This window comes from Pseudonocardia sp. Cha107L01, assembly GCF_052566575.1.
Genome location: NZ_CP199579.1, coordinates 4,033,202 through 4,047,963 on the forward strand (window position 1 = coordinate 4,033,202; position 14,762 = coordinate 4,047,963).

At 66.2% G+C, this 14,762-nt stretch carries 16 protein-coding genes and 1 pseudogene; 7 read left to right on the top strand and 10 right to left on the bottom strand.

The features are described from left to right. Window positions 1–424: 424 nt before the first annotated feature. From ACTXG6_RS18930 to ACTXG6_RS18945, 4 genes are all read right to left on the bottom strand, one after another. The gene (locus ACTXG6_RS18930; RefSeq protein ID WP_445189135.1) at window positions 425–1,360 is read right to left on the bottom strand and encodes an MIP/aquaporin family protein; all 936 of its coding nucleotides are present in this window, start codon (window positions 1,358–1,360) and stop codon (window positions 425–427) included. A gap of 444 nt (window positions 1,361–1,804) precedes the next feature. Further along, complete coding sequence (locus tag ACTXG6_RS18935) at window positions 1,805–1,972, bottom strand: hypothetical protein (RefSeq protein WP_445189136.1); 168 nt, start codon at window positions 1,970–1,972, stop codon at window positions 1,805–1,807. A gap of 15 nt (window positions 1,973–1,987) precedes the next feature. After that, a complete protein-coding gene (locus ACTXG6_RS18940) occupies window positions 1,988–2,191 on the bottom strand; it encodes a hypothetical protein (RefSeq protein WP_445189137.1) in 204 nt (67 codons plus the stop codon). A gap of 160 nt (window positions 2,192–2,351) precedes the next feature. Beyond that, complete coding sequence (locus ACTXG6_RS18945; protein ID WP_445189138.1) at window positions 2,352–2,504, bottom strand: hypothetical protein; 153 nt, start codon at window positions 2,502–2,504, stop codon at window positions 2,352–2,354. A 153-nt stretch (window positions 2,505–2,657) separates the two neighbouring features. Here ACTXG6_RS18945 and ACTXG6_RS18950 point away from each other — a divergent pair, with 153 nt between their 5' ends. Continuing rightward, window positions 2,658–3,089, top strand: coding sequence for a MarR family winged helix-turn-helix transcriptional regulator (locus ACTXG6_RS18950; RefSeq protein WP_445189139.1), 432 nt, complete (start codon window positions 2,658–2,660; stop codon window positions 3,087–3,089). A 268-nt stretch (window positions 3,090–3,357) separates the two neighbouring features. Then, window positions 3,358–4,017, top strand: a pseudogene (locus ACTXG6_RS18955) (SPFH domain-containing protein); the annotation flags it as partial. Between the two features lie 157 nt (window positions 4,018–4,174). Here the strand turns inward: ACTXG6_RS18955 and ACTXG6_RS18960 are convergent. Continuing rightward, a complete protein-coding gene (locus tag ACTXG6_RS18960) occupies window positions 4,175–6,028 on the bottom strand; it encodes a chloride channel protein (RefSeq protein ID WP_445189140.1) in 1,854 nt (617 codons plus the stop codon). 35 nt (window positions 6,029–6,063) lie between these two features. Beyond that, a complete protein-coding gene (locus ACTXG6_RS18965) occupies window positions 6,064–6,585 on the bottom strand; it encodes a MarR family transcriptional regulator (protein WP_445189141.1) in 522 nt (173 codons plus the stop codon). 503 nt (window positions 6,586–7,088) lie between these two features. Here ACTXG6_RS18965 and ACTXG6_RS18970 point away from each other — a divergent pair. Then, the gene (locus ACTXG6_RS18970; protein WP_445190045.1) at window positions 7,089–7,502 is read left to right on the top strand and encodes an ATP-binding protein; all 414 of its coding nucleotides are present in this window, start codon (window positions 7,089–7,091) and stop codon (window positions 7,500–7,502) included. Between the two features lie 68 nt (window positions 7,503–7,570). After that, a complete protein-coding gene (hemQ, locus tag ACTXG6_RS18975) occupies window positions 7,571–8,293 on the top strand; it encodes a hydrogen peroxide-dependent heme synthase (protein WP_445190046.1) in 723 nt (240 codons plus the stop codon). A 551-nt stretch (window positions 8,294–8,844) separates the two neighbouring features. Here the strand turns inward: hemQ and ACTXG6_RS18980 are convergent. The 4 genes from ACTXG6_RS18980 to fdxA all read right to left on the bottom strand — a co-directional run bounded on the left by ACTXG6_RS18980 (window position 8,845) and on the right by fdxA (window position 12,636). Continuing rightward, window positions 8,845–9,168, bottom strand: coding sequence for an STAS domain-containing protein (locus tag ACTXG6_RS18980; protein WP_445189142.1), 324 nt, complete (start codon window positions 9,166–9,168; stop codon window positions 8,845–8,847). Window positions 9,169–9,373: 205 nt separating this feature from the next. Then, window positions 9,374–9,547: a hypothetical protein gene (locus ACTXG6_RS18985; RefSeq protein WP_445189143.1), complete on the bottom strand. Its 174-nt coding sequence runs from the start codon at window positions 9,545–9,547 to the stop codon at window positions 9,374–9,376. Window positions 9,548–11,617: 2,070 nt separating this feature from the next. After that, a complete protein-coding gene (locus ACTXG6_RS18990) occupies window positions 11,618–12,280 on the bottom strand; it encodes a helix-turn-helix transcriptional regulator (RefSeq protein WP_445189144.1) in 663 nt (220 codons plus the stop codon). Further along, entirely contained in the window at window positions 12,280–12,636 is a 357-nt protein-coding gene (fdxA, locus tag ACTXG6_RS18995) for a ferredoxin (protein WP_445189145.1), read from the bottom strand. Before fdxA ends, ACTXG6_RS18990 begins: the two co-directional genes overlap by 1 nt. 334 nt (window positions 12,637–12,970) lie before the next feature. Here fdxA and ACTXG6_RS19000 point away from each other — a divergent pair, with 334 nt between their 5' ends. The 3 genes from ACTXG6_RS19000 (at window position 12,971) to ACTXG6_RS19010 (ending at window position 14,739) form a co-directional block, all read left to right on the top strand. Then, the gene (locus ACTXG6_RS19000; protein ID WP_445190047.1) at window positions 12,971–13,405 is read left to right on the top strand and encodes a hypothetical protein; all 435 of its coding nucleotides are present in this window, start codon (window positions 12,971–12,973) and stop codon (window positions 13,403–13,405) included. Between the two features lie 113 nt (window positions 13,406–13,518). Further along, the gene (locus ACTXG6_RS19005) at window positions 13,519–13,710 is read left to right on the top strand and encodes a ferredoxin (RefSeq protein ID WP_445189146.1); all 192 of its coding nucleotides are present in this window, start codon (window positions 13,519–13,521) and stop codon (window positions 13,708–13,710) included. 333 nt (window positions 13,711–14,043) lie between these two features. After that, on the top strand, window positions 14,044–14,739 hold the full coding sequence (locus tag ACTXG6_RS19010) for a DUF2249 domain-containing protein (RefSeq protein WP_445189147.1): 696 nt from the start codon (window positions 14,044–14,046) through the stop codon (window positions 14,737–14,739). The last annotated feature ends 23 nt before the right edge of the window (window positions 14,740–14,762 follow it).

A 14,762-nucleotide genomic window follows, 5' to 3' on the forward strand; every position in this document is an offset into this window, starting at 1 on the left:
CGTTGAAACCCGGGTCGGGCGTCCACTCTCCGGGCCCAACACGACGCGCCGCCTGCGCGGGCCGTTGGGCAGCGCGCCTGGCTCGACCAGCAACACCGCGACCGCGACGGAGAAACCCAGCCCACCCACCGCGGTCAACCGTCCTTCCCGCATCTGCCTGAGTCCTCCGGCTGATCACCTCAAGTATATTTATCGCTCTACGATACATATGCATCGTGTTGCGATGCAATTGGCATGCACCGGCTGCGGCGGCGCCGGGCACTGCACGGTTGACGCAGGCGGACTACAGCCGTCTATTGGAGGTTCGCGCCACGCTGCGCAGGTTCGAGCACGGGAGCCGACAAAGCGCCAGAAGGGTCAAGCTAACACCCCTCGCTGTTGGGCAGGCGTCGCTCCGGCTACCGGGCCCAGGTACGTCCGGGATCTACTCCGACTCGGTGGCGGACCCCAGCAGCTTGGTCCTGGCATGCAGCACGTCGCCGATGAACAGGTCGTACACGACCACGCCGATGACACCGCCGATCAATGGGCCGACTATGGGGACCCACATGTACGCGCTGAAGGCGCCGGGCACCGTGCCGGGGACTGCGAGCTGGCCCCAGCCGCCGAGCCAGGCGAACAGCCTCGGTCCGAGGTCGCGGGCCGGGTTGATCGCGTAACCAGCGTTCGCGCCGAAGCTCATGCCTATCGCGGCCACGACGAGACCGATGATGAACGGCCCGAGGTTTGCCTTCACGCTCAGGTTGCGCGGATCGATGACGGCAGCGATGCACAGCACCAATAGCGCGGTACCGACAATCTGGTCGAGAAGTGGCCCCCACTGAGACCCGTGGAAGGCCTGAGAGGGGAAGGTGGCGAAGATCGAGAAAGTGGCATTGGTGTGCCCGTTGACCAGCGCCGGCGCCGGGTTGGACGCGGCAGCCGCACTGTCATAGGCCCGGATCGAATCGTGGTAGACCCAGAAGACGATCGCGGCACCCACAAAGGCCCCGACGAGCTGGCTGATCCAATACGGGATGACCTTGGCCCAAGCAAACTTTCGGCGGACGGCGAAGGCAAGCGTCACCGCGGGATTGATATGCGCTCCGGTGACACCGCCGGCGACATACACGGCGAGAACGACGGCGAGCGCCCAGCCCCAAGTGATAAGCAGCCAGTCGCCGGCGGCCAGGAAGATCGTGGTAGGCGTCTGCGTCCGCCCGGAGGAGGGCAGCGCGGCCACTGCCATCGCCACGACACCGTCGCCGAACAAGATCAGCACGCAAGTGCCCAGGAATTCGGCAAGGCATTCGCCCCACAGTCCACCCAGCCGGTCGGGTCTACCCCCACGTGCGAGAAGCGGCGGAATGCTATCGGTCATGAAAGGTAGTATCGCTAAACGATATACTTTGTGCTAGATGTATCCGGGTAGTTGGCCCGCTTGCCACCATGCCTACGGCCGACCAGCCCATCGATGGCTGTGGAGCAGCGGGCGGCTGCCTGCTCGCCGAAGACCCCGATCGGGGCGCCCGGCGCGACCATCAAGCCATCCCGAAGGAAGGAAAGTCCTTGATCATGATTGTGCCCGCCTGCAGCGTCGGTGACCCCGGCAAGATCGGTGGCGCCTGTGCGCAGACCACGAGCAGCTCGACGCCGCAGATCAACACAGCGCATAGCATCCACAAGCGGGCTAACCTCGTTCAGGTCGATGGTGGGGTTCCCCGGTGCTGCCATCTGCGTCCGCCGGTCTCCTTGGCAAGTTCCCATCCGTCCAAACATCGGATGTCCGGCGAGGAGACTGGTGGCGTTCCCACGCTGTCGCTGCTCAGGTGGTCGTGCGGAGGTAACGTCGGAACAGCCCGATCGCGGCTCGAGCGTCGTTGACCTGGGCTTCACTTGCTCCGCGCAGCGTCATCTGGGCGTAGTAGGTGTCCTCGGTGTAGCTGTTGCCCTGTTCACGCTGGCCGTGTTGCCAGCGCAGGAGGCGCTCCACGATGTCGGGGCGCCGCTAGCATTGATCGAATGGGATGTGGTGGCGAGCCAACCAGACGATGAAGCCGGCGACGGATGCGTCGACCGACGCCGGCGGTGCGACCGCGCCGGACGCGCACCAGAAGGAGTTCGGTTTCTTCAACAACCGCACCACCGCGCCGGACTTCACCAGACCGACCATCAACCACCACCACTCATCAACAGAGCTGTCACGCCACACGATCCGTTCCGGTTCGGTCAGCTCCGCGACTTCGCCGACCCGCTCAACAGCCTGGCGTTCGTGGTCGGGGCCTGGTCGAGCCCGGGAACGGTAGCAGCGTCATGTTGACGCCCCCTTTGCTCGATGCGGTCTGCGACTTCGATGAGGCCCGTGGCGATCTCTAGTGATGTCCGTGGCCAGTGATGCGGTCACCGCGCAGGCGGGACACCGGCTTCAACACCGGCTTCAGTACGGCGGGCAGCTCGACCAGCAACACCGCCACCACCGCGGTGAAGCCGAGGGCGCACAGCGCAATTGTCAGGTCCTCCCACATGAATTGGCACTCCTTTCGTCCGGACGACCGAAGACGCCCTGTATATCGTGAGACGATACACATCTATCGCGCTACGATTCAAGATCTCGTGGCCTGCGAGACATCGACGCCATTGGAAGCAGGCGGGCGGGCTGAGCCGGTGAAGAGGGGGACGTGAAGAGGGGACGCATGGAGCAGCTCTCGCAGCGTGACTACACCTACTTGCTGCGGTTCCGCTCTGACCTGCGCCGGTTCGAGAGCTGGAGTCGGGATCAGGCGCGTCGGGTCGGGCTCACTGCGGCGCAGCATCAGCTGCTGCTCGCAGTTAAGGGTCACCCCGATCATCGCGATCCCACGATCCGGGAAGCGGCGAAGTACCTCAACACGCGCCACCACAGCGTGGTCGGGCTGGTCGACAGAGCGGAACGCGCCGGCCTGTTGTGGCGTTCCCGGGACGAGTCCGACGGCCGGGCCGTACGCCTGGTGCTCACCGAGCTCGGGGAGGAGCGCATCGCTCAGCTCACCCAGCTCCATCTCGCTGAGCTGGCCCGACTAGCCCCAGTCCTGCAATATCTCCTCGCCGAACCCAGCGACGCCAGCCGCTAGCCCCACCGCGGCTCCGCGCCCGCGGGATAGGGCGGTCCGCCGGGGTAAGGCGCCGAGCTGACCGATGGCCTGCCCCTGCTTCCGCCGCCACCGCACATTTGCGCCGGGGCCTCGTCCGCCTTCCGAAATACATCGTGGCACGAGACGATCCGGTCGGGGCATGCGATGCCCGCTGGCCGGGGTGGCTGGTAACCCGTGTGCGCATCGCGGGCACTCGAGGCACGACCTGGGATAGCTGAGAAGGTGATCCTCGACTTGGTTGATCGGCGTGGTGGCTCTCGCTCTGGTGGGGGCCGGAACCAGTTTGCGGGTGGTGTGGCAGTTCGAACGAGGTCTGGTGTTCCGGTTCGGGCAGGTCCGCCCGGTAACTCGGGGTCCTGGGCTGGCGGCGATCGTCCCGTGTATGGATCGGTTGCGGAGAGTCAGTATTCAGATCGTGACCATGGCGGTGCCGGCCCAGGATGGAACTACCCGTGACAACGTCACGGTGCGGTGGACGCCGTGGTGTATTACCGAGTCGTTGATCCGGTACAGGTTCTGGTCAAGTGCAAGGACTATCACTCGGTCATTCGTCAGGTTCGCGTTGCCCTCGTTGCGTCGATCATCGGTAAGCGCGACCTGGATGATCTGCTATCCAGCCGAGAGCGACTCAATCAAGGCTTTCGGGCTGATGATCGACAGTCCGGCGCTGGGCTGGGGTGTCCAGATCGACCGGGTCGAGATCAAGCACGTGGTGATGGCCGAGCACCCCGCCGCGCTGCAGCTGCGGCTCCTCGAGACGGTGTTCGAACTGGCCGCCGAGCGAAATTCCACTCTCGCGCTGCCCCTCCCGGTGGAACTGCTGTGCTTCCTCGAACGGGAAACCTCGGAGACCGCCACGCGAGACGCCACCGCGTCGACCCCGTCGCAGTCGTCAGCGCCAATCAGAGCAGCGCCGCATGCCCTCTGGTGCTCCCGCCCGGGCGGTGATCAACGGCGCCGCGATCAATCGGTCACGGCGGAGGCACATGGCGATCGGCGTTCCGCATCATCGCTGATCGCGTCCTGGTGCGGCGCTGCGGAACGCGGCGTGGCCGCTGGCCTACTCAGCTGGGGTCGGGGGAGCGCCAGCGGGCCCAGCCGGCGGCAGCGGGCCGTGCACGCCGTAGGCCCAGCACCCGCTCGCTGATGCGTTCCTCCTGCAGGTCCTTCTCTCGGCCTTGGAGGAGTTGGGTGACGGTGATCAGCCCGAGGAGTGTGGTGGGGTCGGCGCGGTCGACCACGGGTGCCCGGGCGACGCTGTGCTCGGCGAACAGGTTGGCTACCTCGCGCAGGGTGTTGTCCTGGTACACGACCAGCGGCTCCCGGACCATCACGTCGCGGACCAGTCGCTCGTCGTCGTCGCCGTATGTCAGGTCGAGCATGTCACGGCGGCTCACCACGCCGGCTAGGCGACCGTCCTCGAGCACCGGATAGAGGCGTTGGCGGTGCTGCCGGTCCTTGGTCCGCACATGGTCGATGGAGGTGAAGTCGGCGAGTGCGTCGCGCAGCGATCGCTCACCGGGCAGCGTGATCACCTCAGTCCACATGGCCTCGCGGGCGAACAGCACCTCCAGCGGGTCGACGGAGTACTCGCGGGTCAGGTGGAAGCCCCGGCGGGCCACCTTCTCAGTGAGCACCGAGCGCCTGAGCAGCAACGCGGAGACCAGATGGGCGATCGTCGCGGCAACCACGATCGGCAGCAGCGCGTCCCAGAGATGGGTGAGCTCAAGGGAGAACACCACCCCGGTGAGCGGGGATCGCATCACGCCGCCAAGTACGGCGGCCAGCCCGAGTAGCGCCCAGAAGCCCGGCGTCACCGGTGGGAACAGCAGGCCGACCAGTGCCCCCAGCGCGGCGCCGATCATGAATGTCGGCGCCAGCACGCCGCCTGAGGTACCGGAGCCGAGGGAGATCGACCAGATCAACGTCTTGACCAGCAGGATGCCGACAATCAGGGTCAGGGTCGCCTGGCCGTGCAGCAGCTCGTTGATCACGTCGTAGCCCACGCCCAGCGCGCGAGGTTCGATCAGGCCACCGGCGCCGATGACAAGGCCGCCGAGCGCGGGCCACCACATCCAGTGCAGCGGCAGCCGGCCGAACAGGTCCTCGGACAGATACACCAGGCCGGTGGCGACAATGGCCACGACCGCGCCGGTGACCCCGATGACGACGCCGCACGCCATCACCAGCGGATTGAGCGCCAAGGTGACGTCGGGCAGGCCGAAGATGGGCGCGATGCCGAGCAGCGACCAGCGGCACAGGGTCGCGGTGGCCACCGCCAGTGCGGTCGGCAGCAGGCTGCGCGGGCGCCACTCGAACAGCAGCAGCTCGACGGCGAGCATGATCGAGGCGAGCGGGGCGTTGAAGGTCGCCGACATGCCCGCGGCCGCGCCGGCGACCAGCAGCGTCTTGCGCTGATCAGCGGTCAGCCGCAGGAACTGCGCGATCACCGAACCGACAGCGCCACCAGTCATGATGATCGGCCCCTCGGCGCCGAAGGGCCCGCCTGAGCCGATCGAGATCGCGGCGGATACCGGCTTGAGCACCGCCACCTTGGGTGCGACCTTGCTGCCGCCGACGAGGATCGCCTCGATGGCCTCCGGCATGCCGTGACCGCGGATCTTCTCTGACCCGTAGCGGGCCATCAGCCCGACGATCAGCCCGCCGAGCACCGGCACGCACAGCACCACCCACCAATGCGAGTTGTGAGGTGCGACCAGTGCGGTGCTCAGACGGCCGAAGAAGAACAGGTTGGTGAACAACCCGATCAGCCGCAGCAGCGCCCACGCCACCAGGGCGGCGATCGCGCCGATCGGGAGGGCCAGTGCGCAGATCGGCAGCACATCGGGGCGCAGCTCGAAGTCGCCGAGGTGGCGGGGCCGGCGCGGCGGCTCAGCGGTCGTGGCGCCGTGGAACACGCGGACGCTACCGCGGCGAGAGATGCCCGACCGGCTCACAGTGGCCACGACCCGTTCGCCTGCCCGGATCCCAGCGTCGCGGCGGTGGCGGTGAACCGGCGCGCTCCGGCCGCGACCCGGTGGCGCCACCACGGCGACATCTCCTGCAGTACCGCGCCCAGCGCGGCGTGCCGGCCGTCCAGCACCTCCTCGACCACGGCGCGCCCGGCCCCGGTCAGCTCGAGGGTGACGACGCCGCGGTTGCCTACCTGGTGCCCGCGCACCAGGTAGCCGGGGTGCTCCAGCTTGTCGGCCAGGCGGGTGATCGACGAGGCGTTCACCTCGAGGACGGCGGCCAGCCTCGAACACGACACGCTGCCCAGCTCATACAGTGCCAACAGGGCCCGGAACTGGGAGAACGTCACCCCGGACGGTGCCGTGTGCGCGGTGCTCCAGGCCATCCGAACCAACACGCGGGTCATCGCCTCCAACGCGGCGACCTCCACCTCCAGATCCGCCTCGTACCGCCGCGAGGACGGTGGAACACGGTCGGGTAACGGGTCGGACTTGGTTTGCATAAAGCAACCCTTGCGAAGCGCAACGGTCTGGGTCAAGGGTCGGGCCACGGAGGTGGGTGAACTCTCACGCTTGGCCGCGCGAGGGACATAGCTCGTCGGCATCTGGCCGGGACCCGAAGGTCGAGCTTGAGTTCGGGCCCCACGCGTCGGCTCACATGCGGCTGATGCGGAGGCAGGAACTCACGCACGCCCGTCGGAAGCGCGCCCCGCTACGCGCGTTTTCGGCGAGCTGCTCACCTGTCCAACTGCATCGCGGCACGATATGATGCTGTTCGCGTGCGATGCGTGCTGGACAGAGCGACTGGCGGTTCCGGAAGCACATCGCGAACAGGAGCGGAGATGGTGACCGCCCGTGGAGTGGCAACGTGAACGACTGGGGCCCACGACGGGAGAAGCCGCCGCGCCGGCCATGAGTGTTGATCGCGCCCGTGTGACAACGCCAGAACGATACAGCGGCTTGCCTGCCCCTGTGCCAGATACGACCGCAGCGGAGGTGATTTTTCATTAGGGGTGCGTTTCACCAGCGTGTACCAGCCGACTCACACACACCCAAGCTCGTGAGTGGCAGCTTCCAGGAGTGGCTGAACGAGTTGCGCTGGCCACAGCAGGAGATGCCCGACATCGTGCTCGCGCTGGGCGAGGCGGTGTCCAACGCCTGTGAGCACGCCTACCCAGTCGGGCTCGACGGGGTGATCAGCATCCGGGTTGAGTGTCTCGCTGGCCCGAACGGCACCCGGCGCCTGATCCTGACCATTGCTGACACCGGCGCGTGGCGCGACCCACCAGCGCGGATCCACGATCGGCGGCACGGGATGGCGATCATGCGCGCCACGACGGACTTCATGCACCTCGACGGGACGGCCGCCGGCACCCGCATCAAATTAATCAGTAGACCCGCCCAGCTTGTGGATCACTAAAGATCCGACACTCGATCCCGGTTTCGCGTCGCCTCTCACAGGGCGGGACAAGGTCACCGGTGCACCCGATTCCCACGAAGCGCCCGCCGGATTCCCGGCTCAACTACACCGCGCTCAATGACACGATCCGCTACACCATGTGGTCGGTGTTCCGGGTGCAACCCGGTCGCCTTGGTAACGATCGCGTCGGGGTCGCTGAACAGGCCGGTGAGTTCGTCGCGGCACTGGCGGCCCAGGGGGTCGTGGTGCGGGGGGTCTACGACCTGGCCGGGCTGCGGGCCGGTGCGGACTACCTGATCTGGTGGCACGCGGCGGAACTCGAGCCACTGCAAGCCGCCTACGCCGACCTACGCCGCGACACCGCGCTCGGGCGGGCCAGCGTGCCGGTGTGGAGCCAGGTCGCGCTGCACCGGCCGGCGGAGTTCAACAAGAGCCACATCCCCGCCTTCCTGGCCGACGAGCATGCTCGGCGATACCTCTGCGTGTACCCGTTTGTACGGTCCCGCGAGTGGTACCTCATGCCTGGGCAGCAGCGGCGCCGGCTACTCGCCGAGCACGGCAGGATGGCCCGCGACTATCCCGACGTGCGGGCCAACACGGTGGCCAGCTTCGGCCTCGGTGACTACGAGTGGATCCTGGCCTTCGAGGCCGATGAGCTGCATCGGATCGTCGACCTGATGGCCCACCTTCGAGGAAGTGACACCCGCCGCTACGTCCGCGAAGAGGTGCCCTTCTACACCGGCCCCCGCCTCGACATCGCCGAGCTCGTCACGGCGCTAGCTTGCGGCTGAGCGACTACGAGCAGCGCCTGATCAAGGTGCACCAGTATCAAACCGAGCACCCTCGGCAACCTTAGAGCCAGGCCTATCTGGCGGTACTGCATGAGATGGACAAGCCGACAGTGCTCCTGGTTGCTGGCTCTAGCGACGACCCGACGCTTCACCCTGGGGGACCGTCCTGCTGCAATCGCTATGGGATAGGTGGCCCCACTAGGTGGGTGGCACCATGCCGGGCAGTCACTCCCACCCGCCACACAGTGCGCAGGGCTTGAGCTCGTAGCCCTGCACCTGCCCGATCAGGATCATGGCGCGTGGGTGTGCGACCGCGCCGTCGCCTTGACAGATGGGGCAGAGAGTGCGCCCACACGAACGTGCACCGTGTCGCGCGCTATATCGTGCGAAGTATAAATGACCGCTCAGGGGCGTAATTACCCATCTGTGCTGCCGCCCCCGACCACCGTGATCGCCCGAGTCGCCAAAGGTCGTCTTGCCGCCGTCGCGACCGATGCCGTGACCGCGCCCCTCTCCGGACAGCCGTGCCCTGACCGGCTCGAGGCACGGGCTTACTCTGGGGATAGGCGCTCCAGCACGTCCTGCACCGAGCCGCGCACGGTGAACAGGTCGAGTAATCCGGCCAGCTCTAATGGCCTGCTCACCAGACGTGAGCACACCAGAACGAACTCTGTCGCCTGACCCACCGCTTTCGCGCGTGCCTGGATCAGGGCGCCGATACCGGCGCTACCGCAGAACAGCATGCCGGACAGATCGACGATCAGCCGCTCGGGTGAGCCGTTGAGGCCCGTCGGCCAAGGCCTCACCCATCCTGGGCGCGGTGAGTCCATCCAGCTCTCCGAAGACCCGGACCACCACGGCATCACCTGGTCCACGCTGCACCTCGGTGGCAACCAGCTCCTCGATCGAGGCATCCGCCGCCGCTTCCTGACCTGAGCCAGATTCCGGTCCCATCTCTCAGAATTAAGACCGCGCTGGCCGAGCGCGCGTCCTCGGCAACCGGGAACACCAAATCGGCTCGAGGTCGTGGTGACCGGCGGCGGCGCCGGGCCTGCCCGGCGGCTTCAAGCCTGGGCGGGCTCAGCCGGCGGGTGGCGCGGAGCGCTGCGCGGCGTCCCGGCTGCGGTTGCCGGCGTGCGGCGCGGCGGGGTCTGAGTGATGTTGCGCGGCCATCGTGTCTGCTTGGTGGAGGGTTTCGGCGATGCGTTTGATGGCGTTGAGCCGCGTGTTCCACCGGTTCGCGGCCGCGGTCATGGTCCGCGCGACCGCATGGAGGCGGTTGGATTGGATGGTGTAGGCGACCCTCCCGTCGTTGAGTGACCTACCCGGCGTCTCGCAGCACCGCGAGGTGTTTGGAGACGGCTTGCCGGGTGAACGGGAGTTCCGCGGCCAGCGCGGTCGGGGTTGCCTCACCGAGGACGACGGGCACGTCGAGCAGGCGTGCGGCCGGGTTCAGTCACCGCCGCCCACAGCTGCTCATCGCCCGACTCGCTCATGCGTGGTTGTCGGCACGCCGCTCGGCGGTTAGTGCGGCGACGATCTGTTTGATGCGCATGATCGATCCTCTTTCAACTGGGGACAGTGACATCGTGCTGACCGATCACCACGACATAGCGTGATCTGGCCACGGGCTAGACGTTGACGAGCGCAATGAGCGGGGCCACAGGATTAGCGAATGCCCCCTGTTGTGGGGCTGTCATTCGCCATGTGGGTTCGGCGCTGCTTCGGGTCCGGCCTGGTACGGAATCACTTTCATCCGTTCAGGGCTTCGGCCGTGACGATGTCTAGAGGCGCGATCACGCGGCGGCGGAACTAACCAAGCCCGCGGGGTTTGTCGCGGCACTCACCGGGTGTAGTGCCGGCTGCGCGGCGAGCGAGCAGCACGAACTGGACGTGCAGAATATCCAGATCTCTGTACAGGATAGGCGGTTGTGGCCGTGTGTCAGACACACACTGGTGCTGACAGGCCGGTTCATAGGCCGGGGGTCAGATATCGGGCGGGATCACCGCCGGGGTGGGGCGTGGTGGCCAACCATCGGTTGAACCCGGCGGGGTCTCGTCGTTCGATCTCGTCGAGCAGGTGTCCCCGGATCGCTATCGTTCTCCATTCGGTGTGTCTCGCTGAGTTCTCGGTGCAGGGCGGGTAGCTGCTGCGCAAAGCCGCGCACAACTGCGGGGTCGATAAGGCCCGGTAGGCGCTGCCATTTCCTGTGGCGGCGAAGCATCCGCGAGGTATTGGGTTCCCATTGGCGATTTCCGTGGTGGTGATGGCTCTGCGTGGTGGCGGACTTGCGGTGCTGTCAGCGAGCAGGAGTCCGATCGCTACCGCCGCGGTGGCAATTAGCACTACACAGGCGAGGCCAGCGTGGGGGCCCAATTCCACCGCTACGTTGTTGAGGGTCATGTCACCGGACACCCGTAGGGATGCGTCGGCGACCGATAGTGCGCGACGACGTCCCTGCGGGGCTCTCATCGCCACTGATATGCGTGGGGAGTGCGTGCCGAGGCCCAGGCCTTGTCCGGGGCGGTCGCGTCATCAACTGCCTATCGCCTTTGATCGTGCAGGTCTCGCGGTAGCGGGTGGACAACCGGGGCGGGTGCTCGGCCGGGTTTGTGCTGTTGGCGGCTCTTGTCGGGCCTTTACCTCGGCGTCCGGCAACGTATTCGGGCCAGGCACGCTGAGCATTATCGTGAGCAGCACCTCAGCTAAGACCTTCCACTGGTGGTGGGTGTGCGGTGGGAACGGCTGGACCGCCTTGGGCGGGCCTGCCAGATCTCGCCGCTCGGCGTGCTGCGGCTCGATTTGTGCTGTTCGTCGAGCGGATCTTGGCTGTGCGTTCCGAGTGCGATTGCGATCCACTACACACCTCCGCGGAGTTCTCCCGCTGGGCAGAAGCCCGTCGATCAGAGCAAATCTATCGTATCACGATATTTATTCCGACGATGTCGATCGTGGGCCTGACGGGGGTCTCGCTCGTAGGACGGCGGTTGGGTAGAAGAACGTTGGCCAGGTGGGGTCGTAGAGGTAGGCGGCAGTTACGGGGGACGTCTGGATGGCCCAGTCGACCCGCAGCACCGGTTGGGGAGACAGGTAAGAGCAAGTAGATGCGAGTGGATCTATGCCCGGGTATCGGGCACCTCCGAGCTGAGTTCGCGGAGTCGCGGCGAGCCCGAGATCGGTGGCCGCGGAAATTTCGGCCTGGGTCGCCAATGCGCGGCCGCCAGTCGATCGTCGAAGCGGGTGACAAGCGCAATTAGGGGCCAGGCGTTAACCGGCTGGTGGCCGTAATGTGATTGGGCCGTTTAGGGAAACAACCGCGTCCTTCAATGTTGGCTCGGAGCCAGGTGGGCCAGACACGCGGTCGGTTCGGCGAAGGGCTCGAGGTCGGCGACAGTCACCGGTGCGTGAAGTTCAGCCAGCGCGCCTTTCATGAGCCCCAGATGTAGCGCGCAGACCAGATCGCGGTGAGGCTCGGCGAGCTCGATGAATGGGCAGTGTCGCAGTCGGATGCGGCTGGTTGATTGGTGTTCGTCAGCGACGGGTTCAGGCGCGAAGTCCAGATCGCCGAGCATCGTGATGAGCCGGACGATGGCTTCGTCGCGGTCGACCTGGTGAAAGGGTGCCGCTCGAGGGATGAGGTGCGCACCCCAGGCTCGGCCGGCGGCCATGGCCGCGACTGACCCGTCGCTGCTGGCGGACAGGTGACTAAGCAGCATTTCGGCCAGGATCTGGTAGCGCCGAGTGTCTCCGAGGGCCTGGCCACCGCGGGCTCGATAGACCACCCGGGGCCGGCCCGGGCCGGTTGGCTCGCTGAGCAGGCGCACGACGACGCCGTCGGCTTCTAGGGCGTTGAGGTGAAAGCGCGCGGTGTTGAGATGGATGCCCACCTCCGTGGCGATCTCGGATACTCCTGGTGCTTCAGCTGCGCGCTGGATCGCCGCTAACACCTGCTGACGACGCGCTCCGCGCGGATCATGCTCGGTCATCAGGTCGTTCTCCCCGTCCGCTGCGGCGGCACGGAGCCGACGTGTGAAGTATCGACCGGTAGCGCGCCTAGTTTCGCCGCACCGCCAGGGCTGCCTAAGGGTGCGTCACGACCGGGCAGTGTTACGGCGAAGAAGTTCGCATTGTCGGCGATGTGCACGCTCCACTGCTCCGGTAGATCGTCCTCGTAGTAGATCGCTTCGACCGGGCAGACCGGCTCGCAGGCACCGCAATCGATGCACTCGTCGGGGTGGATGTAGAGCGCGCGACCCCCCTCGTAGATGCAGTCGACCGGGCATTCCTCCACGCAGGAGCGATCCTTGAGGTCGACGCACGGCAGCGCGATCACGTAGGTCACGGCTCCTCCTGATCCGCAGCGTCACGGCATCCGCAGTGTCACGGCTAGATTACACGATTGTCGGTTGTGAAAATAGGTCAAAACTGGTCTACTGGCCCGTGCTGGGTCCCGGCGGCGCGAGGTCCTGCACAGCACGTGGATTGGAGAGCAATGTGACGTCGGCATCGGGCATCAGGGGTGCGAGGACTGACCCGATGACTCAGGTTCGATGGGTGTCACGAAGTCGCGTAGGTGACCTTGTCGGGCCGGTTCGCAGCAGACCGGCCACGTGGACCACGCCGAGGCATCAGAACTTGCCAGGCAGTCACCAAGCACGGGAGGGCGGCCGGTGACCCTGAGCGTGATCGACGTAGTCCGGGTCGCTACCCCGTTCGTGTGGGTGGGCGCGGTGCTAGCGATTTCGTTCCTCGAGACGCCGTTGAAGTTCCGCGCGCCTGGTATCACGGTGCCATTGGGTTTGGGAATTGGGCGATTAGTCTTTCGAGCACTCAATATTGCTGAACTTGCGCTCGCGGTACTGCTCAGCGCGGCCATGCTTGCCAGTGCTCCCGGTAGATACGCGACGGCGGCACTGATTGCGCTGTGGGTGCTGCTGCTCTGCCAGACCGCTGTCATCAGGCCCCGGCTCGATCGGCGTACTCGACGTGTTCTGAACGGCGAGAGACCGGCGCGATCGCCGCTCCACCTTGGCTACGTCGCTCTCGAGTTGATCAAGGTCGCGGTCCTTCTCGTCCTTGGGGCACTGCTCACCGCCGGTGTGACGTCGTGATCATCGATCCGCTCCGCGGGGGACCGGCGTGTCGACGTGGAACGGCGGCCCTTATCGAGAGAGGTCGCGGGGCCTACGCGTAGACCACAAGATTCGCGACCGGAGGAGGGCTGGTGAAGATCTGTGTCGACACCAACAAATGCCTAGGCAACGGGTTATGCGAGGCAGCCGCCGAGGACATCTTCGAGGTTGGCAAGGACGCTGTGGTGCGTGTGCTCGTCGACGCCGCGAGCGAGGACAGACGAGCCGACATCGAACAAGCGGTGGAGGACTGTCCCGTGGGTGCCCTGAGCATCCAGGATTGATGGCTCAAGCCCCCCGGCCAACCCGGTCCGGCGAGGCCTCTGACCCGCACCGCCAGTGCACCGGCTGTGCTCAGCCCGAGCTGTGCTCGGCGGATAGCGCCGTCGCGCTGGCGAGCCCGGTGACTCGGAAGGCCGGCGCGGCGAGGGCATCCGCAAGACCGGTTGTAACGATTCTCACTTGTATTAATAGGATGACGGTGGTGGACTCTCGGTACGGCACTCGTTGGGTGTCGAGCCCGCGGGGCTCCCGGTGGGCTTTCGGCTAGGCGAGGAGGGCTCGTCGTGGCTTCGACGTCGGAGATCCACATCAGCGGGACCAGCGACGATCCGTCGGTGGTCGCGCAAGCGGGGCTGCGGGATCGCGGCGATGAGCTGTTCTCCGAGCTCGCCGCGAAGGTCGAACTCGCCACGGCGTTGCGGCTGTCCAGTTTTGATCGAGAGGCGGCGAGCACCAGGTTGGTGACGTTCTGCACCGAGCGGGTGCTGAGTCATCTCGAGGTGACCGATCAGGTGCTGTATGCGGTCGCGGCCGGTGCGGCCGAAACACGGTTGCTGGTGCGCGCGCTGCGCATCCAGCACCGAATGATCGCCAGTGAAATCGAGAGCCTGCGCCGAGCGGACAGTGGCGCCGAGGTGATGGTCGCTGCCGCGCACGCGCTGCTCACGTTGCTCGAGGAGTGCTTACAGATCGAGAAACTCGTCCTGCTGCCGGCGATAGCGACGTTGCCCGGAGTCGATCTGACAAGTCTCATGGAGGACGCCGAGACGCTTCTTCGGGGCGGCGTCCTAGCCAGGCCCGAGGTTCTCGACGTCCGCGAAATCCCGCACGGCCAGCGCCACCCGCGCATCTTCGCCATGTACGCCCGCCTCGCCCCCGGAGAGTCGTTTGTCCTGGTCAACAACCATGATCCGAAGCCGCTGCGCCGTGAGTTCGAGGCCACGTACCCCGAGCAATTCTCGTGGGAGTACGAGCAGTCCGGTCCCACCAACTGGCGAGTCCACATCGGGCGCCGCCCGGTCCGGGCGTGACCGCCAAAGGCGGGGATGTGGCG